Origin of the sequence: Micromonospora sp. NBC_01392 (assembly GCF_045040125.1) — a bacterium.
Taxonomy (GTDB): Bacteria; Actinomycetota; Actinomycetes; order Mycobacteriales; family Micromonosporaceae; genus Micromonospora.
In genome coordinates, this window is record NZ_CP109549.1 from 5021386 (window position 1) to 5040629 (window position 19244).

14 protein-coding genes and 1 pseudogene are annotated in these 19244 nt (G+C 72.5%); 10 read left to right on the forward strand and 5 right to left on the reverse strand.

Features of this window, described 5'->3' with window-relative positions; all coding sequences use genetic code 11:
- Positions 1-255: 255 nt before the first annotated feature.
- The 8 genes from OG767_RS21460 (at position 256) to OG767_RS21495 (ending at position 9562) form a co-directional block, all read left to right on the forward strand.
- A complete protein-coding gene (locus OG767_RS21460) occupies positions 256-1602 on the forward strand; it encodes a SidA/IucD/PvdA family monooxygenase (protein ID WP_405090218.1) in 1347 nt (448 codons plus the stop codon).
- Entirely contained in the window at positions 1599-1970 is a 372-nt protein-coding gene (locus tag OG767_RS21465; RefSeq protein WP_405090219.1) for a cupin domain-containing protein, read from the forward strand. The genes OG767_RS21460 and OG767_RS21465 overlap by 4 nt, the downstream gene beginning before the upstream one ends.
- The gene (locus OG767_RS21470; RefSeq protein WP_405090220.1) at positions 1967-3520 is read left to right on the forward strand and encodes a class I tRNA ligase family protein; all 1554 of its coding nucleotides are present in this window, start codon (positions 1967-1969) and stop codon (positions 3518-3520) included. The genes OG767_RS21465 and OG767_RS21470 overlap by 4 nt, the downstream gene beginning before the upstream one ends.
- Positions 3517-4659 (forward strand): FAD-dependent oxidoreductase, encoded by a 1143-nt coding sequence (locus OG767_RS21475; protein ID WP_405090221.1) that lies wholly within the window; start codon positions 3517-3519, stop codon positions 4657-4659. The genes OG767_RS21470 and OG767_RS21475 overlap by 4 nt, the downstream gene beginning before the upstream one ends.
- The gene (locus tag OG767_RS21480) at positions 4656-5957 is read left to right on the forward strand and encodes an ATP-grasp domain-containing protein (RefSeq protein WP_405090223.1); all 1302 of its coding nucleotides are present in this window, start codon (positions 4656-4658) and stop codon (positions 5955-5957) included. The genes OG767_RS21475 and OG767_RS21480 overlap by 4 nt, the downstream gene beginning before the upstream one ends.
- Positions 5954-6289, forward strand: coding sequence for a hypothetical protein (locus OG767_RS21485; RefSeq protein WP_405090224.1), 336 nt, complete (start codon positions 5954-5956; stop codon positions 6287-6289). Before OG767_RS21480 ends, OG767_RS21485 begins: the two co-directional genes overlap by 4 nt.
- Positions 6286-7641: an FAD-binding oxidoreductase gene (locus OG767_RS21490; RefSeq protein ID WP_405090225.1), complete on the forward strand. Its 1356-nt coding sequence runs from the start codon at positions 6286-6288 to the stop codon at positions 7639-7641. The genes OG767_RS21485 and OG767_RS21490 overlap by 4 nt, the downstream gene beginning before the upstream one ends.
- A gap of 526 nt (positions 7642-8167) precedes the next feature.
- Positions 8168-9562: an NB-ARC domain-containing protein gene (locus tag OG767_RS21495; protein ID WP_405090226.1), complete on the forward strand. Its 1395-nt coding sequence runs from the start codon at positions 8168-8170 to the stop codon at positions 9560-9562.
- A 240-nt stretch (positions 9563-9802) separates the two neighbouring features.
- On the opposite strand, the gene lanL is transcribed toward OG767_RS21495, so the two are convergent.
- The gene (gene lanL / locus OG767_RS21500; RefSeq protein ID WP_405090227.1) at positions 9803-12391 is read right to left on the reverse strand and encodes a class IV lanthionine synthetase LanL; all 2589 of its coding nucleotides are present in this window, start codon (positions 12389-12391) and stop codon (positions 9803-9805) included.
- A 42-nt stretch (positions 12392-12433) separates the two neighbouring features.
- Positions 12434-12625 carry a hypothetical protein gene (locus OG767_RS21505; protein WP_396767866.1) on the reverse strand — a complete coding sequence of 64 codons (192 nt, stop codon included), beginning with the start codon at positions 12623-12625 and terminating at the stop codon, positions 12434-12436.
- Between the two features lie 214 nt (positions 12626-12839).
- Here OG767_RS21505 and OG767_RS21510 point away from each other — a divergent pair, with 214 nt between their 5' ends.
- Together OG767_RS21510 and OG767_RS21515 are read left to right on the forward strand one after the other, a co-directional pair.
- A complete protein-coding gene (locus OG767_RS21510) occupies positions 12840-14771 on the forward strand; it encodes an ABC transporter ATP-binding protein (protein WP_405094270.1) in 1932 nt (643 codons plus the stop codon).
- A gap of 44 nt (positions 14772-14815) precedes the next feature.
- Positions 14816-17728 (forward strand): tetratricopeptide repeat protein, encoded by a 2913-nt coding sequence (locus OG767_RS21515; protein ID WP_405094271.1) that lies wholly within the window; start codon positions 14816-14818, stop codon positions 17726-17728.
- 161 nt (positions 17729-17889) lie between these two features.
- Here the strand turns inward: OG767_RS21515 and OG767_RS21520 are convergent, their stop codons facing one another.
- The 3 genes and pseudogenes from OG767_RS21520 to OG767_RS21530 form a co-directional block, all read right to left on the reverse strand.
- Positions 17890-18501: a hypothetical protein gene (locus tag OG767_RS21520; RefSeq protein ID WP_405090228.1), complete on the reverse strand. Its 612-nt coding sequence runs from the start codon at positions 18499-18501 to the stop codon at positions 17890-17892.
- Positions 18482-19093, reverse strand: coding sequence for an extracellular solute-binding protein (locus OG767_RS21525; RefSeq protein ID WP_405090229.1), 612 nt, complete (start codon positions 19091-19093; stop codon positions 18482-18484). Before OG767_RS21525 ends, OG767_RS21520 begins: the two co-directional genes overlap by 20 nt.
- A 7-nt stretch (positions 19094-19100) precedes the next feature.
- Positions 19101-19217, reverse strand: a pseudogene (locus tag OG767_RS21530) (ATP-binding cassette domain-containing protein); the annotation flags it as partial.
- Between the last annotated feature and the right edge of the window lie 27 nt (positions 19218-19244).

The following is a 19244-nucleotide window of genomic DNA, read 5'->3' on the forward strand; positions in this document are numbered from 1 at the left end:
GTCGCGACCGGACTGCTCGCGCGCCACACATCCGGATCCCTTTCATTCGGCCGACAAAGGTCGTATCCGCCATACCGATAAACTCATCGACCACGGTCACGATCACTTGATTGTCTTCCGCTCCCAATGCTTTCCATCAATACGCACTTCGGCTTGAGTGAATGCACGACAGCCGGAAAACGCTGTTGTCGACGGTGCGCCGCGCCCCCACGGCGTGCCGTCGCGGCACGTCACACCGTCCCGGAAGGAATACACGTGTCTGTCCACGACGTGGATGTTCTGATGATCGGCGCAGGTCCGTCGAACCTCGCGCTGGCGGTGGCCCTCGAGGAGTGCGACTCACCCGAGGTCGCCGGCAGGGCCATGGTCCTTGAGCAGTACGGGGATGTGAAGTGGCAGCGGAATCTGCTTCTGCCCTGGACCCGCAGTCAGGTGTCGTACCTCAAGGATCTGGTGACCCTGCGGAACCCGCGCAGTCGCTTCTCGTTCCTGAACTTCCTGCACGAGAACGGGGAACTTGACGCATTCGTCAACCTCGGCACGTTCAACCCGTTCCGGTGGCAGCTGTCGGCCTACCAGCAGTGGGTGGCCGACACGCTGGAGCACGTCCGGGTGCGGTACCAGGTCCGCGCCGAGCGGATCCAGCCGATCCGAGCCGACGACGCCGCGGTACTCGGCTTCGTGGTGCACCTGTCCGACGGCGACACGATCGTCTGCCGCGACCTGGTCTTCGGTGGCGGCCGGGACGCCTTCGTGCCCGAGGTGTTCCGCGGCCTGCCCACCGAGCGCGTCATCCACAGCACCGAGTACGGCAGCCGGGTCGGCGCCGCCACGAGCCTGGCCCGCCCGGGCGGGCCACTGCGGCCGGTGGTCGTCGGTGGCGCGCAGAGCGCGGCCGAGATGTTCATGGCGCTGCACCAGGACGCCCCCGGCTCGTCGCCCGTGATGCTGCTGCGCTCGATCGCCCTCAAGAACTACCAGACCAGCAAGTTCGTCAACGAGCTGTTCTACCCGTCCTTCGTGGACACCTTCTTCGGCATGTCCGACCAGGTTCGCCACAAGGTGCTCAACGAGATGCACCTGACGAACTACGCGGGCCTGGCGCCGCCGTTCCTCGACGAGTTGTACGCCATGATCTACCGGCAGAAGATGCTCGGCCAGCCCGTCTCCAGCGTCCGCGGGCTCACCGAGGTCGTCGGGGCGAAGGTCGAGCCCGTGCCCGGAGGCGGTGCGGAGGTGGTGCTCGACGTTCGCGACCTCCGGTACGACAGCGTGGAGCAGGTCCGATGCGACGCGCTTTTCCTGGGCACCGGTTTCGACTCACGGATGCCGGCGATGGTGCGCCAACTGGCCGACACCATCGGTCTGCCGAAGGTCACCGTCAACCGGCACTACCGCGTCGATCTGGGCGCGGACGCCAGGGGCGCCCTGTACCTCCAGGGCGTCAACGAAGCCACGCACGGCATCTCCGACTCGCTCATCAGCGTGCTCGCGCAACGCTCGGCCGACATCGTCGGCGACATCGTCGACCGCCGTGTCGCCGACCGGGGCGCCGGCGTCGACCAGGTATCGGCCGACCGGGCGCTGGCGGTGCGGGCATGATCGACATTCGCCGCCTCGACCGTGATCGTCTGGAGCCTGCCTACGGGATCGACGGCCAGCGCCTGCTGCCCTGGCCGGCGCTCAACGCGCCGTTCGAGGGCGCCTGGTGCGTCCTGCGTGCCGGGACCGAGTCGACTCCGCACTCCCACCACGAATACGAGATCTTCATCGCCGTCTCCGGCACCGCCACGGTGGTCGTCGACGAGGCGCGGCATCCGTTCGCCGCGGGCGACATCGTCCGGTTGCCGCCGGGTTCCACCCACCGGGTGGTCAACGACGGCCCCGCCGACTTCGAGTACTACGGACTCTGGTGGGACCCCGAGATGTCGGCGACGTTCCTGGCCCGGCACGAAGCGGATCGACGATGAGCACCCGGACGGTGATCATCTCGCCGGCGCCGACTGCGAACGGGGACCTGCACCTCGGGCACATCGCGGGCCCGTTCCTCGCCGCCGACGTGCACACCCGCTACGCGCGGGCGCTGGGGCGGGAGGTGCTCCTGGGCACCGGCTTCCAGGACACCTCGACGTTCGTGGTGACGACCGCCCACCGCCGCGGCGTCCACCCGGACGAGCTGGTGGCCACCTCGGCCGCGCAGATCGCGTCGACCCTGCGGACGATGGGAATCGGTGTCGACAGCTACACCGGCGACGACGACCGATTCACCGGGTGGGTCGTCGACTTCATCGGCCGGCTGCGCGCGGCAGGCCGGCTGGAGCTGAGGACGATGCCGTTCCCGTACTCGGAGCGGACCGGGCAGTTCCTGGTGGACGGCTTCGTGTCCGGCAACTGCCCGGAGTGCCTGGCCGAGGGCTGCGCCGGGCTGTGCGAGAGCTGCGGGCACCTGGTGCCGGCGGGCGAACTGCTCAACGTGCGGTCCACCCTGGACCCGGACGAGCCGGTACCGCTGCGGGACGCCCGGGTGCTCGTCCTCCCGGTCGAGCGCTATCGCGACCGGCTCCGCACGCACTTCGAGAGGCACGCCGACGGCATGCGGCCGCACATGGTGCAGGCGATGGCGCGGGTGCTGTCCCGACCACTGCCTGACTTCCCGGTGACCTATCCGGTGCCGTGGGGCATCAAGGTGCCGTTTCCGGAGGTCGCGGGGCAGGTGGTCAACCCCAACGCCGAAGCGATGGCGTGGAGCATGCACTGCTCGGCGCTGGCGGCGGAGAACCGGGGGCACCCCCCGGCCGGCGAGGACGGACTGTGGCTGGCCGGCAGCGAATCGGAGATCGTCTACTTCCTCGGATTCGACAACTTCCACCCGTTCGCGATCACCGGTCCGGCGATGCTGCTGGCCTGCGACGACCGTTACGAGCTGCCCACCCGCTACCTGACCAACGAGTTCTACGAGCTGGACCACCAGAAGTTCTCCACCAGCCGCGGACATGTGGTGCGGGGCCGGGACCTGGCTGCCGAGGTGCCACGCGACCTGATCCGGTTCTACCTGGCCACGACCAGCCCGGAACACCAGCGGACCAGCTTCAGCCGGGACGCGCTCGCGAGAGTCACCGAGTCCCGGCTGACCGGGCCGTGGAGCCGGATCGCCGATCGGGTGAACCGCTGGGTCGGGCGCGGCCCACTGCCGGTGTCCGCGCGCTCGCGCCACGCCGCAGCTCGCATGTCCGACCGGTTCGCGGCGTCCTACGAGCTGCCCGGGTTCAGCCTCAACCGCGCGGCGGAGGCGATCAGCGACCACCTGGCCAGGCTGGACCGCTGGCCGGCGGCAGACGACGACGCCGGTGACTTCTGCTTCGAGGTCGGCTGGCTGCTCCGGTCGGCCGCGCCGATCCTGGTCGATCTGGCGGCCCAGGCCCTGGGTGAAGCCGCGACCGCCAGCACGGATCCCGCCGAGGTCACCTCCGTCGTTCCGGTGCCGCTGCCGCGGCTGGCCGCGGCGAGGGGCGGGCGATGACCGGGGGCACCTACCAGGCGGACCGGAACCGGCCGCGGGTCGTGGTGGTCGGTGCCGGCGTCACCGGGCTGCTCTCCGCGATCCGGTGCGTACTGGCCGGGCACCGCGTGGTGCTGCTGGAGCACGGCCCGATCCCGCATCCGGAGTCGACGTCCTTCGACCAGCACCGTGTCCTGCGCGCCCTTGCCACCGGCGACGTGGCCGGCACCGAACGAGCGGCACGACTGCACCGCCGCTGGTGTGAGCTGGACTCCCTGATCAGCGGAGGTCTGTCGGGCGCCCGCCTCTATCGGCGCGTCGGGGTGCTGACGGCGCTCCCCCCCGACGAGGTCGCTTCGGCCGTCGCCACGGCCGAAGCCACCGGGCTGCCGATCCGGGTCACCGATCCGGCGGACCGTCCGCACATCGGTTTTCCGGCCGGCGCCGCGGTCGTCTTCGAGCCGCACGCGGGCGTCCTGCTCGCCGACCGCATCCTGCGGGCAGCGGTCCGGTGGTTGCGGCGTCACCGGCTGGCGGACCTGCGGCCCGGCCGGGAGGTCGTCGGCGTAGGACCGGACACCGGCCGGGTGCTGCTGGCCGACGGCTCGGTCGAGTCCGGTGACGCGGTGCTCGTTACGGCCGGGCCCTGGTCGGCGGCCCTGATCGACCTGCCGGTGACGCTGCACCGGCAGACCATGGTCTATCTGCGGCCACCGGCTGAGCTGGTCCACAGCTGGGCGGCGGCACCCGCTGCGGGTGGGATCGGCGCCGACGGCCGAGCATGGTTGCTGCCCGCGGTGGCGGGCACCCTGCTCAAGATCAGCACCGATGCCGTCCGGCGTGGGGTGTCCACGCTGTCCGATCCGGACGACGGGGCGGGCTGGGCCGCCCGGGTGCTCTCGGCCGGCATCGTGGCCGACGTCCACCGGTACGACGTCGTGCGCGTGCGGCACTGCCACTACGCCACCGCGGCCGGCGCGGACACCGGCTTCGTCCGGATCGGGCTCCGGGCCTGGGCCCGCCCGGCCAGCGGCGGCGACGGATTCCGCACCGCTCCGCATGCCGTCGACGCGGTCGTCGACGAGCTTCCGGGGTCGAGCCGCGGGTGCCGCGGCGTCGACCCCATGACACCCACCGCACCCTGGAGGACACCCTCATGACCGCACCCGCACCCGGCGCGCTGCTCGTTGTCGGCAGCGGCCTCAGGCTCTACCGCGAGTACATCGTCCGTGCCGTCGCCGAACGTGCCCACAAGGCCGGGCTGCGGCTGGTGCTGATCAACAATCTCCGGCCGACCTGGCAGCACGAGTACTTCGACGACATCGTCGTGGTCAACGTGTTCGATCACCGGTTGCTCGCCGAGACCGCCCGCGAGCTGGCCGGCAGGTACACCGTCACCGGGTTGATGTGCTGGGACGAGCCGCTGGTGATGCCCGCGGCCGAACTGGCCGCCGAGTTCGGCGTGCCCGGCCTGGGCGTACCAGGAGTGCACGGTTGCCGGGACAAGTACAGCTGCCGTACCCGGTTGACCGCGGCCGGCGCACCGCAACCCGGGTTCGAGCTGACCGCCGATCTCGACCAGGCCCGCACGGCCGCCGCCCGGATCGGGTACCCGGTGATCGTCAAGCCGCGTGCGCTCGGCGCCAGCATGGGGGTCTCGCTCGCTTCCGACGAGCGGGAACTCGAGTTCGCGTACCGGGTCGCGCACGAGGCCAGCCTGATCGGCGACGAGCCCTACCGCGGTGGAGCGATCGTCGAGGGCTTCGTCGACGGTCCGGAGATCAGCGTCGACGGCGCCGTGCACAAAGGCGAGTACCTGCCGATGTTCGTCGCCAGGAAGACCACCGGCCTGCCACCGTTCTTCGAGGAGACGGGGCACGTCGTGGACTCCGCCGACCCGCTGCGGTCCGACGACACGCTGCTGGACGCGCTGGTCACGGCGCACCGGATTCTGGGCATCGAGAACGGCATCACGCACACCGAGGTTCGGCTGACCCCGGGCGGCCCGGTGATCATCGAGGTCAACGGCCGCCTCGGCGGTGACCTGATCCCGTATCTGGGTCAGATCGCCACCGGCATCGAACCGGGCAGCGTGCTGTTCGACGTCGCCACCGGCCAGCGGCCCGACCTCACCCATGCCCGCGCCGGCGTCGCCGGCATCCGGTTCGGCTACCCCGACCACGACTGCGTCGTACACTCGGTCGCCGTACCCGAGCAGGCGCCCGGCCTGGTGCTCGCGTCCCGCATGGTCGAGCCGGGCACGACACTGCGGCTGCCACCGGGCGGCTACATCGCCCGCCACTCGTTCGTCGTCTGCTCCGCCCCGGACCCGGAAACCTGCGCCCGGCAGCTCGACGACGCGGTGGCACTTGTCGAACTGGATGCCGAACCGGTCGCTCCCCCGCCGCCGGGCACCACTCTGACGATGCCCGCCGGGCTGCTGGACGTGGACGCGTGAGCATCGACTACGACGGCCGTCGGTTTCGCGCGCTGGGCGGCGGCGACGGCACCTGCGCCGTGTACCACCAGCGCGGGAACCTGGTCTGGGCGGTATTCGAGGGTGGCCGAGTTCGGCGGGGCACGATCACCGGCACCTGCGACGAGCGCGGCGTGCTCAGCCTCGCCTACACCATGGTGCTGGCCGGCGGCGAGGTGATCGCCGGGCACAGCACCAACACGCCGCAGTGGCTCGGCGACACCCTGGTGCTGCGTGAGGTCTGGCAGCGCTACGGCGAGCACACCGCCGCCGGCGTGTCGTACCTTGAGGAGATCCCGGGAGCGGCGCGATGACCGGATGGCGGATGCTGCGCGGCCTCGTCGACGGCGAGCTCCGGCTCCCCGGCGATCCCGGCTTCCCGGAAGCATGCTCGCCGGCGAACCGGCGGTTCGCCGGCATCCGACCGGCGGCCGTCCTCACGGTCGCCCATGCCGGGGATGTCAGCCGAGCCATCGACTGGGCCCGTGCCGAGTCGGTGCCGCTGGTCGCCCGCGGCGGCGGTCACAGCTACGCCGGCTACTCCGTGTCCTCCGGGCTGGTGCTGGACCTGCGGAAGCTCGCGGGTATCCGGTTCGACCCGGACAACGGACAGGCCGTGGTGGCGGGCGGCACCCCGATGAAGGCCATCTACGCGGCCCTGCGGCCGTACGACGTCACGTTCCCGCTGGGCAACTCCGACACGGTCGGCATCGGGGGCCTGACCCTCGGCGGGGGTGTCACCACGATCTCTCGCGCGCACGGTCTCACCTGCGACGCGCTGGTCTCGACCGACGTGGTGCTGGCCGACGGGACCAGGGTCACCGCCTCGGCGCGGGAACATCCGGACCTGTTCTGGGCGTGCCGGGGTGGCGGGGGCGGCAACTTCGGTGTCAACACGAGCTTCACCTTCCAGGTCCGCCCCGCTCCGGCCGGGTCGACCTGCCTGGTGCTGTGGTCGTGGTCGCACGCGGTCGAGGTGCTCGCCACGATGCAGGAGATCATGCGGACGGCGCCGGACGGCTTCTCCGCCCGCATCGGCATCGCCCGCTCGTCCGGCGGCGCGGGTGTCGTGTCCGTGGTGGGCCACCATCTCGGCCCGGCAGCGGAGCTGCGCGAGTTGCTGGCGCCCGCCCACGCCGTCGCCCGGCCCCACCGGGCCGAGATCGAGGACCGGGACTTCTGGGCCGCCGCCACCTACCTGCACCACAGCAGCGCCGGCGGCGCCTTCGCGGTACGGAACCGCTGCGTGCCGCACCCGATCGACGACGCCGGACTGGTCGCACTGGTCCGGGCCGTGGAGACGTGGCCCGGCAGCGGGAACGCGGACGGGGCCGGGGCCGCGCTGTTCGCGTGGGGCGGGGCGATCAGCCGCGTACCGGTGGCGGACACCGCGTTCCCGCATCGCGACACGCGGTTCCTGCTCAGCCTCGACACCTCATGGGCCGAAACCGACTCGCCGGAGGTCGTTCGCGCCAACCTGGAATGGCTGCACGCCCGCTACGTCGAGTCGGGCCGGTTCGCCCCCGACGCGTCCTACGTCAACTTCGCCGACCCCGACCTCGAAGACTGGCAGCGGGCCTACTACGGGCCGAACGCCGAGCGGCTCGTGCAGGTCAAACGCCGGTACGACCCGGACCGCTTCTTCGCCTTCCCACAGGCGGTGTGACCGCGTTCCGGCGAGGTTCGACGCTCCTCAGGGATCCAGATCCCCCCGGCCGGCGGGCGGGAGTATCGCCGGCCCGGTGGTAGGGCCGACCCACCGCCCGCACGGTGCACCCGTCCGAGCCCTGCCACCGGGGCCGGGCTCGGACGGGTGCACGACCGGCGAGTTCGCTCGCGATCAGACCGCGACGGGCACCGGATGACGAATCCCGGCTCCGTTCACCAATGCGCGGAACATCCCGCCGGACCCGGGCGGAGCGACCAGCGAAAAGCCATCCACCCCACCCGGCCGATACTGCCGCGAAAAGGCGAAAGCCCACATTGAGCGAATGGTAGAACCAATCACCTCACCTCATGAGCATGCGTACGCGGCGTCCGCACGAATTCGGGCATGAGACGTGCCTGGGGATCAGCTGTCGCGGATCAGGCAGCGGAGACACCGACTCAACAGTTCGGCGAACATCAAGGTTCGGTTCCCGCAGGGAGAGCCGATTGCGCCGTGTTGAACAACGTGTGGGGGAGAAACCATCATGGGTAGACCCGAGAAGCCGGTCAATAAAGCCAGAGAACGCGTCGCGCAGTTTGCCGACGAATTGCGGCAACTGCGTGCGCTGGCGGGGAACCCGACATATCGCCAGATGGCGGAATGCGCGCTGTTCTCGCCGTCCGTGCTGTCCAGCGCCGCGAGCGGCAACCGGATGCCGTCCCTGCCGGTGACGCTCGCATTCGTCGCCGCCTGCGGTGGCGACGAGGACATCTGGCGGCAGCGCTGGCTCGCCGCCACGGGCGGGGAGGTACGGCTCTCCACGCGGGTACGGCCGACGGGCCGGCGCGCCGGCGAGCTCCCGTACCCGATGCAGCTGCCACCGCGACCACGCGGATTCATCGGCCGGGCGGCGGAACTGGAGTGGTTGCGGATCCCCGGCGACACCCCGATCGTGATCAGCGGTCCGGCGGGGGTCGGCAAATCGGGCCTGGCTCTGCACCATGCCCACACGCAGGCAGCCGAGGCGACCGACGGGCAGCTGTACGCCGACCTCGGCGCGCACCATGCCCGCAGCGTGTCCAGCCCCTACGACATCCTGGACGGGTTCCTCCGGGCACTGGGGGTGTCGGGCGACCAACTGTCCGGCACCCTCGACCACCGCGTGGGCCTGTACCGCACGTTGGCGGCCGAACGCCGCCTGTTGATACTCCTCGACAACGTGTGGGACGAGCAGCAGGTGCGCCCGCTGCTGGTGGACAGTGACACGAGCACGACAATGCTGGTCAGCCGCAACCGGCTGCTGGGACTACGCGACGTTCGCCGGCTACAGGTCAGACCACTGGCGCGCACCGACTCCCTCGCCATGATCGAATCGGCCCTGCCCCTCACCGTCACGGCCGAGCCCGACGACCTCGACCGTCTCGCCGCGGCCTGCGGCGACCTGCCGCTGGCCCTGGACATCGCGCTCCGGAGGATCGCCCTGCGTCCACACACGGCCCTTCGGCAGGTGGTGGACGGTTGGCACCGTGGTGGAGACGTGCTGAGCTGGCTCCGCATCGGCGACCTGTCGATGCGGGAGCACCTCCGGTCGGCCTATCTGGCGCTGAGCCAGCCGGCCCAGTTGCTGCTGCACTGGTTGGCCCCGGTCGCCGCGGATGCGGTGAGCCCGCTGCCGCCGGAGGACGACGAGCTGGTGGACGAACTCGTTGATGCGGGCATGCTCAGCAACACGCCCAGCGGATGCGCCGAGCTGCGTCTGTCGCCGCTTGTGCGTGCGTTCGTTTCCGATACCGCCAGATCGGTGGCGCGCGGCCGGCCAGCCGTCGTCGGTCCGCTCCGTGCCAGCTACACCATGCCGCCTCGTAGCGAGACGTCACTGACAACTCCCAACTTCATGATGTTGGGCGTGTCCTCGGGACGTGGAGATCGCTCTGTCTGATCGTGCGGAGGGGTGAGCAGCCGCTGTGGATCGTCTCGGACGATCTCTGGGCCGAGATCGCGCCGCTGCTGCCACCCCGACCACCGCGCCAGCCGCGGTTCCGGGCCGCAAGTGCCTGGATGACGGGTGGGCGCCGGAGCCGCACCGTTCTCCGATCTCCCCGTCGGCAGCGCGCCTCGCCACACAGTCGATCTCGCGCGGGGTCCTGGTCGGCCACCGCGGCGTCCTCATCCGAGTCGGTCAGCCGCCGACGAGGGTGGGGCGCTCCCCCGCGTGACCTCGCGGCAGGTGGCTGTACGGCACGACCTCCGGTGTGTCGGAGCGGTTGAGCCGGCGGAAGAAGCAGAGGACACCCGCGTTACCGGTGGCCCAGGACCACGGCGCGTCCTGCCGGTTGGCGTCGACGAACCGCGGCGCGTCGTCCGGCCCGTGGCTGCGGGTGAGCAGTTGCGCGACGACCGCCCGCGCCGCCCGCCGGTGCCGGTCGTCGCCGGTGTGCCGGGCGCAGTCGACGAGAAACCCGCCGACACCTGTCACTCCGCAGCACTGACCGAGGTTGGCCAGGCGGGGGATCCAGTCGGCGCAGGCGTCGGCCGCCGCCACGGCGGTCTCGGTGAACCGGGTGTCGGCCAACACCTCGGCGGCGTGCAGCAGGGTCCGGCCGATGCCGGCGAGGCCCTGGCACCAGGACACGGAGAGCGGGATCGCGCGGGGATCGCGGGCGCGGGCGACCAGCACCTCGGTACGCTCGCGCAACTCCCGGGACCGCTCCCCGGCCGCCGCGAGCACACGCGGGTCGCCGGTGCGTGCGGCGTAAGCGAGAAACAGGTCGACGAGCCCGGCCCGGCCGTGGGAGTAGCTGGCCGTCGGGTCGGTGTCGATCTCCTCGGGCAGCCCGGCGTCGAGCGTCACCGACAGGGTCATCTCGGTCTTGCCGAGCAGCCGGTCGACGCAGACCCGGGCGGCGTCGAGGTGGGCCGGGTCGTCGAGCACGTCGGCCAGGTAGAGGTGGCCGAGGCCGACGCCGGCCGTGCCGGTCATGATGTCGTCGTGCTCGTCGTCGGTGTCGAACGGCACCGTCGGGATCGGGGGCAGCGCCACGTCGAAACCGGCCTGCCGCAGCCGGGCGAGGAAGAGGTGGCTGCCGGTGGAGCCGAGGAACAGGCCGGGCGGCACGTCGGTGCGCGCGTTGGCCCGGACGGTGTGCGTGGCCAACCGGTCGAGCAGCTCCGGCACGCCCGGTACGTCCAGGTGGTGCAGCAGTTCCAGGCCGACCCCGGCGCTGCCGGTGTAGACGCTGCCGTCCACGTTGGCGAACGCGGACGCCGGCTGCCGCAACTGCCGGAGTTCGACGTCGCGCATCAACTCGTCGAGCACCTGCCGCTCCACGACGAGCGGGTCGGCATGGGGCGCCTCCCGGCGGCGGGCGGGGACGGCAGCTGTCGCCCACCGTTCGCCGGCCAGCGCCCGCAGCGCCGCGTCGGCCCGCGAGGGGGTCCCTTGGAGCAGGTCGGCCACCAGGGCGGTGAAGGTGGCGTGCGCGGGGCCGAGGATACGGTCCAGCGACTGAAGCATCCGCAGCGTAGGCACGCCACGCTCGGTCTCGCCCACGACCGGCGCCAGGCCGGTGGCGGCGAAGGCGAGGGTCATGCCGATGCCGTGGTGGTCGTCGGAGACGGTGGCGGGACCGTCGCGCATCTGGTCCCAGGAGGCGTAGCCGTGCGTGCCGCCGGGCACGTGCAGGCCGTCCAGGGCGGAGATGCCGAAGTCCACCAGGTGCGCCCGGTCCGCACCGAGCACCACGTTGCGCGGGGTGATGTCCCGCATGACCACGCCGCGCTCGTGCAGCGCCAGCACGGTACGCGCCAGCTCGCCCACCGTCCGGAGGAACTCGCCCGACACCGGCGTGCCGGCGCGGAGCATGGCGCCGCGGTTTCCGACCCGGTAGGCGAGGTCCTGCTCGCCGACGTCGGTGGTGACCAGGAACTCGTCCTCGCCGTGGGCGAAGTGGTCGATGAATCCGGGCACCCCCGGCACCCCGTCGCAGGCGGTGAGCACCCGGCGTTCGTTGCGGAGGCGGGAGCGGGCGTCGAGGCCGTTGCCGGAGTCCCCCACGTAGGCCCGGGCCTGCTTGACGATGACCACCCGGTCGGTGGCGGTGTCCCGGGCGCGGAAGACGCTGCCCTGCGCGGTCCGCTGGAGGCCGTCCTCCGGCCGGTACCGGCCGCCGAGCAGCGCCGGCATCTCGTCGTCGCCCGACTGGAAGGGGTCGCTCACCCAGTCCGGCTGGCGGTAGTCGAGGTCGGCGACGGCGTCGAACGACTCCCCGTCCGGTCCCGGGATCCGCATCGCCAGGCGCCCACGCTCGCCCCGGTACCAGCGGGCCACGAACGGGCCGTAGCGGTAGTAGACGGGGGCGTCGTCGGCGACGCGGCGGTCGCTGAGCACCCGTGGGCCGGGATGCCCGCGCAGCAACACGGCCAGCGCGAGGCCGAGTTCGCGGACCCGGTCCTGCTCCGGGTAGATCGTCATCGCCTTGCCGACGGTGGCCGGCGAGTCGATGCCGTAGTTCATCCCGCTGAGCACGTCACCACTGCTGGCGAGCTTGAAGCTGCACCCCGCGTCGAGCAGGAACGGCACCGCGCGGATGGCGAGCGCCGGGAAGTCCTCGGCCCGCGAGGAGACGTGCAGCTTCCAGCCGTGGTCCGGAAGCCGCACGCCCTCGCGGTCGACGTAGCACCACTGCGGCCCGAGGCGCACTGTGAACCGGCCGCCGTACCGTTCGTCGACGAGCCGTTGGATGAACGGCGCGGGTTCCCAGTCGGACACGGAGATCTACCTCCTCGGGCAGCAGGAGCGGTCAGGCCGGGATCAGACGGTGCGCCCGGTGGCGATGCACCGGTCGCTGTAGCGGTCGGTGCACGGCCCGCAGGTGTACGGGCAGCGGTTGGCGGAGTGCAGCGACTGCTGCACCTCCTCGAAGTGGATCCGCGGCTCCACGGTGGCCGGTCCACCGCTACGCGGCGCGAGTTCCAGCAGGGTCGCCTGCAGTCTCTGGGTCATGTCGCCTCCATCGAGGTAGCGGGGCACGACGGCCTGGTTGCCGACCGGCCCCTGGGCTGTGCGGGACGCTAGCGCAGGGCGCTAACTAATCACTAAGAACGAAGACGCGGCTACACATAGTGTCCGGACATCGACGGGATCGATGCTCTACTCTCGACCTCCAGCCCGGATCCCGGAGCGCGACCGGGCGGCGCAGCGGGAGGAGGCGTACCCGATGACCGAGGCCGCCGTCGCGGACGACCGGCACGCCGACCCGCGTACTCCCGGGGACCGCCCGCCCGCCGCGGAGTCGGTGCTGCCGGAGCTGCGCGAGATGTGGTGGGAGACGGGCCTGCGGACCCGGGCGGAGGCCGGTCTGCTGACCGTGCTGGCCGAGCTGCCCCGCCTGGTCGCCGCCGCGACACGGATCAGCTGGCGGGCGGACCGGGCCCGCACCGCGGTGGTGGCCGCCGCGACGGTCGGCGGCGGGTTGCTCGCCGCGTTCGGGCTGCTGGCCACGCAGCGGGTGCTGGTCGAGCTGTTCGCCGGCGGCCCGACCGCCGACAAGGTGGTCGCCGCGCTGCCCGCGCTCGCGGCGCTGGCCGGGGCGACCGCGCTGCGCGCCGGCCTGGGCATCGTCACCGGGTACGCGCAGAACGGGCTGACGCCGCGGGTCAGCCGCGACGTGGAGCGCAGCCTGTTCGAGACGACCACGGCCGTGCGGCTGGAGGCGTTCGACGCGGACGCGTTCGCCGACGACATGGAACGGGCCTCCCGGGGCCCGGAGTCGGCGACCGGGTTGGTGCAGGCGACCACGAACCTGCTGGCCGGCCTGGCCGGGCTGGTCGCCGTCGCGGTGGCGGTGGTGGTCATCCATCCGCTGCTGCTGCCGGCGCTGCTGGTCGCCACGCTGCCCCGGGCGTGGGCCGCGCTGCGGGCCGGGCACCTGCAGTACCGGACGTACGCGGCGGGCTCGGTGCGCCGGCGCCGCATCTGGATCCTGCACCGCCTGATGGCCGAGCGGGTCTCGGCGCCGGAGCTGCGCTCGTACGGGCTGCGCGCGTTCCTGCTCGACCAGTACGACCGCGTGATGGGGGCGGAGACCGACGTCCAGCTCGCCCTCGCCCGGAGGGTCACCACGACCACCACCGTGGGCTCACTGACCGGCGGCGCGGCGACCGGCGCGGTCTACCTGCTGCTCGGACTGCTGCTCGTGGGCGGGCACATCCCGCTCGCCGCGGCCGCGACCTGTGTGCTCGCCCTACAGGCCGCGCAGCGCTCCCTGACCACCGCCACCACGCAGGCCGACAAGGTCTACACCGAGGGCCTGCACTTCGCCGACTACACCGGGTTCCTGACCCGCGCGGCGGCGTACCTGCCGGACGTCCCGGGCGGGGACCGGCCCGGGCCGCTGCGCGAGCTGAGCGTCCGCCACGCCGGCCTGCGCTATCCCGGGCGCGACGACGCCGCCGTGCGCGATGTGACGCTGACCGTCCGGGCCGGCGAGACGGTGGCGCTGGTCGGGGAGAACGGCTCCGGCAAGACCAGCCTGGCCGCGCTGATCGCCACGCTGCGCACGCCGACCGGCGGCGCCGTCTGCTGGAACGGGCGACCACTGGCCGAGTGGGACACCGACGACCTGCGGTCGCGGATCGCCGTGGTCACCCAGGACCACCACCGCTGGCCGTTCACCGCGGCCACCAACATCGCGCTGGGCGACGTCGGCGGCGAACCTCGCCGGGAGCGCATCGAGGCCGCGGCGGACCAGGCCGCCGCCCACCGGATGATCACGGAGCTGCCGTACGGGTACGAGACGCTGCTCGACCGCACCTTCGCCCACGGCCAGGACCTCTCCGGCGGGCAGTGGCAGCGGATCACCGCCGCCCGGGGCTTCCTGCGCGACGCCGAACTGCTGATCATGGACGAGCCGTCCTCCGCCCTCGACCCGCGCGCCGAGGAAGCCTTGTTCCAGGCGATCCGGGAGCGGCAGGGCCGGGCCACCACCATCCTCATCACCCACCGCCTGGCCAACGTCCGGCACGCCGACCGGATCTTCGTGCTGCACGACGGCGCGCTCGTGGAGGATGGCAGCCACGACGACCTGGTCGCCGCCGGCGGCCGGTACGCCGAGCTGTTCGCGCTGCAAGCGGCGGGCTACCGCGCGTGACAATATTGAGGGGTGGGAATACGTAGACTCGATGGGCGTTGACCGTGGCGGGGCTGTACTTCCGCGTTCTCGGCCCGGTGGGCGTCCAGTGGGACCGGCAGCCGGTGCACCTGGGTGGGCCGCAACGCACGCTCGTTCTCGCTGTCCTCCTCTCCCGCGCCAACCGACCCGTCCCCCTCGACGTCCTCGTCGACGAGCTGTGGCCGGAAACGCCTCCACCCTCGTACCGGGTGCAGTTGCAGGGCCTGGTGTCCGACCTGCGCCGCCGGCTGGCGCCGGGCGGCACCCGAGCCGCCGCGCCGATCGCCACCCACGGCTCGGCCTACCAGTTGGAGGCCGACCCCGAGCGGTACGACCGGGACCAGTTCCAGAACGGGCTCACGGCGGCCCGCACGGCCCGGGTCGACGGCGACGACGCCACCGCCGCCCGGCTGCTGCGACACGCCCTCGGGCTCTGGCGCGGACCGGCGTTCGGCGGCCTCGGCGGTCGCCTGATCGGGCCGTCCGCCGCGGCGCTCGACGAGGCCCGCATCGACGCCGCCGCCGAGTACGTCGACGCCCGCCTCGCCGCCGGGCAACTCGCCGGCCTGGTCCCGGAACTGGTCCGGCTGGTCGCCGAACGCCCCCTGGACGAACGTTTCGCCCGCGCGCTGATGACCGTGCACAGCCGGGCCGGCCGGCGCTCCGACGCGCTGGCCGTCTATCGGGACCTGCACCGACGCACGGTCGCGGAGCTGGGGATCGAGCCGTCCGTCCAGTCGCGGGAACTGCACCGGCGGATCTCGTCGGCCGACCCGCAGCCGCCCCGGCCACGACCGCACGGCGCCGGGCAGGGCCCGGCCCGTACGTACCGTCATCTGCCACCGGACATCGCGGAGTTCGTCGGGCGGCGCCGCGAACTCGCCGAGCTGCTGGCGGCGGGCGCCACGGGGGGCGCCGCCGCGCCGATCGTGGTCGTGGAGGGGATGGCCGGGGTGGGCAAGACCCGCCTGGCCGTGCACGCCGCCCACCGGCTCGCCGCCCGATACCCGGACGGGCAGTTCCACGTCGACCTGCACGGCTTCACCGGCGACGTCGCGCCGGCCGACCCGAGCGAGGTGCTGGAGTCCCTGCTCCGGCTGCTCGGGGTGCCGGCCGCCGGCATCCCCGACACGCTCGCGGCCCGCGCCGCGTTGTTTCGCGACCGGCTGACCGACCGCCGGGTGCTCCTCGTCGTCGACGACGCGGCCGACGAGTCGCAGATCCTGCCGTTGCTGCCCGCCCACGGCGACTGCCTGGTGATCGTCACCAGCCGCCGCAGCCTGGCCGTGGACGGCGCGCGTCCCGTCCGGCTGGACGTGTTCCACCCGGCGGACTCGCTGAGCCTGCTCAGCACCATCGTCGGCGGCGAGCGGGTGGCCGCCGAACGGCCCGCCGCGGACGCGCTGCTGGCCCGTTGCGGCCACCTGCCGCTCGCCGTCGCCGTCGCCGCGCGCCGGCTCCGGGCACGTCCGGCCTGGCGGATCGACCATCTGTTGTCCCGGCTCACCGACGAGCACCACCGCCTCGACGAGCTGTCCGACGGCGGCCACGCGGTGCGCAGCGTGCTCACGTCGTCGTACCGGGCGCTGAGCCCGCGGCGGCGACGCCTGTTCCGGATCATCGGCGTGCACCCGGGCGACGACGTCACGCCGGCGTCGGTGGCCGCGCTGGCCGGGTGCTCGCCGCGGGCTGCGCGGGACGCCCTCGAATCGCTGCTCGACGAGCACCTCGTACAGCAGGTGCGGGCAGAGCGCTACCGGATGCACGATCTGCTGCGGGAGTACGCCGTCCGGCTGTGCGTCGACGAGGACGACGGCGACGACGTGGTGGAGGCCAAGGAACGCCTGCTCGACTGGTACGTCGCCACGGTCGGGGCCGCGACCCGTCCGCTACGCCGGTTCCGTCCCCCGCCGGTCGGGCGGGTCCCGCTGCCGCGGGTCGCCCCGGTCCGGTTCACCGACGAACCCGGGGCGCTGGCCTGGCTCGACGCCGAGTACCCGAATCTCGTCGCCGCGATCCGCAGCGCGGCCGACGTCGCCTGCCACCGGCACGTGGTTCTGCTCTCCCACCTGCTTCAGCCGTATCTGACCCGGCGCGGGCACACCGACGACTCGGTCGAGATCCTGCTGCGCGCCGCCGACGCCGCCCGGGTGCTCGGCGACACCGGGGCAGAGGCGTACACACTGACGATGCTCGGGCACGTCTACGACGGAGCGGGCCGGACGGAACCGGCGCTGGCCCAGCTCGACCGGGCGCTGACCCTGCACCGGACGCTTCGGCAGCCGGACGGCGAGGCGGTCACCCGGCACCACCTGGCGCTCGTGCACCGCCGGCTCGGCCGCCACGACCAGGCCATTACGGAGCACCACCGGGCCATCGCCCTGTTCCGGGCCGTCGGCGACCGGCAATGGGAGGCCACCGCGCTCAGCGGCCTCAGCATCGACCTGCACCTGCTCGGCCGCAACCGCGAGGCGCTCGACCACGCCGAGCGGGCGCTCGACCTCCAACGACAGCTCGGCGGGCCGGGCCTGGCCAGCCTGGAGAACAACGTCGGCCTGCTCCACGCCCGACTGGGCCGCCATCCCGAGGCGGTCCGGCACACCCGACGGGCGTTGGCGCTGCAACGCCGCACGGGAAGCCTGCCGGGCCAGGCAAACGCGCTGGCCAATCTCGCCTTCAGCTACGCGCGGCTCGGTCGGCCGAAGGCGGCGCTGCGGGCCGGACAGGCGGCGCTCGTCCTCGCCCGCACCCTCAACCCGGACATCCATGCCAACGCGTTGAACACGCTCGGGGAGGCGTACCTCCTGGCGGGCGACCGCGAGGCGGCGCTACGCCACCACCGGGAGGCACTCGCCATCGCCGACCGGATCGACGAGGCCGACGAGCGCGCCCGCGGCCGGGCCGGGATCGCACAGGCGAACGTCGGGGCCGGCTGACCGTCCGGCCGATTCCCGGGTACCGGCCACGACCCGTACCGATCCCGCGCTGACCGACGCACCACCTGGATCAGCCGCCGCGCGGCTGATCGTGCACGCCAACCCGCTCGCGGTCGCCGCGACGCTGCTCAGCTCCGCCCTGACCTACCTGCTCACGGCAGTCACCGTCGACGGTGTTCGTCGGCTCCGGTCGCGCCGGCGGAGGCGGCGAGCCACACCCGCCACCGACCGTGACGGGGGCGCAACGCCAGCAGCGGCACCAACGCCAGCACCGCCAGGCGCGGGCCCATCGGCAACGCCACGAGCCAGGACAAGTACGGCCTGCCGTCCCGGCACTGCATCACGGCTCGAGCCCCGGGGGTGTCCTTCAGCTGGACCGCCTGGTCGCCGGCGACGACGACCGCCGGCACCGAGTCCTTGATCGACGGCCACGGGAAGACCTTCGCGGTCTCCCCCACGCGGGACCGGCCGAGCCGGGTGATGTCGGCGGCGACGAAGTCTCCCTCGAAGAGCATGGCGGCCCTCGGCGTGGCGCCGAACACGTCCGCGATCGACTGGTCGAAGGTGATCTGCGGCGCGCCGACGGGGCCACCGAGGATCGTCCGGGGCGTGCGCCAGTACGCACCCAGTGTCAACGTCTCGACGACGGCCGGGTCGGTCCAGGGAATCTCGTGGCGAGCGAGTCGGTCGTACTTCTCCGGCCCGCCGATACGCAGGAAGGCGTTCTCGAACCAGTCGGTCAGCACCCAGCCGTCACCACCGGCGGCGACCATCGGGGTGGTGCCCCGAACGCACCAGGGCGCGCGAGACCGCCCGGAGGTCGTCCCAGGTCGCGGGCGGCGCCACGCCGGCGGCCCGGAGCGACTCCGTGCGATACCAGATCACCGATTTGTTGGCCACCTTGAAGTAGAAGCCGTACCGGGTGCCGTCGACCGCGCCGAGCCGCTGCCACGTGTCGTTGTAGTTCGCCGTGACGGCGTCCGCGGTCCGACCGCTGAGTGGGACGAGCGCACCGCGTCCGGCGAGCGCGGCGACCACACCCGGCTGGGGGACGAGCGCGACGTCGGGTGGCGACCCGCTGGCGATGCAGCTGTTGAGCAGCACCGGCAGGTCGTTGCCGCCGGCCGTGTACCGCACGGTGGCGCGGTCGCGCCGCGCCCCCGCGGGCAGCCCCCGCTCGCGGTGGAGGGCGACGATCTCCGTACGGGATCGGCAACCCAACTTGGCCAGGATGTGCGACACGTGGGTCTGGACGGTGTTGCGGGAGGTGTACAGCTCGGTCGCGATCTCCGGGTTGGACCGGCCGGCGGCCACCAGGCGGCACACGGTGACCTCGGTCGGAGTGAGGGCCTCCCACCCCGTCACTGGCGTGGCGCAGACGGGTCCTCATGGCCACCACGTCGAAGCCGTTGATCCGGGCGGTGCCCGCGTCGGCGCGCAGCAGTGTGGCCAGGATCTTCACCACGGTGGTCTTGCCGGCCCCGTTGGACGCTGCGTCAGGGTCAGGCCCACCGGG

Bases quoted from the DNA above. Each gene is read 5' to 3' on its own strand.
- OG767_RS21465 (WP_405090219.1), top strand. From the start codon at position 1,599: ATGATCGACATTCGCCGCCTCGACCGTGATCGTCTGGAGCCTGCCTAC.
- OG767_RS21470 (WP_405090220.1), top strand. From the start codon at position 1,967: ATGAGCACCCGGACGGTGATCATCTCGCCGGCGCCGACTGCGAACGGG.
- OG767_RS21475 (WP_405090221.1), top strand. From the start codon at position 3,517: ATGACCGGGGGCACCTACCAGGCGGACCGGAACCGGCCGCGGGTCGTG.
- OG767_RS21480 (WP_405090223.1), top strand. From the start codon at position 4,656: ATGACCGCACCCGCACCCGGCGCGCTGCTCGTTGTCGGCAGCGGCCTC.
- OG767_RS21490 (WP_405090225.1), top strand. From the start codon at position 6,286: ATGACCGGATGGCGGATGCTGCGCGGCCTCGTCGACGGCGAGCTCCGG.
- OG767_RS21495 (WP_405090226.1), top strand. From the start codon at position 8,168: ATGGGTAGACCCGAGAAGCCGGTCAATAAAGCCAGAGAACGCGTCGCG.
- OG767_RS21505 (WP_396767866.1), bottom strand. From the start codon at position 12,625: ATGACCCAGAGACTGCAGGCGACCCTGCTGGAACTCGCGCCGCGTAGC.
- OG767_RS21510 (WP_405094270.1), top strand. From the start codon at position 12,840: ATGACCGAGGCCGCCGTCGCGGACGACCGGCACGCCGACCCGCGTACT.
- OG767_RS21520 (WP_405090228.1), bottom strand. From the start codon at position 18,501: ATGGTCGCCGCCGGTGGTGACGGCTGGGTGCTGACCGACTGGTTCGAG.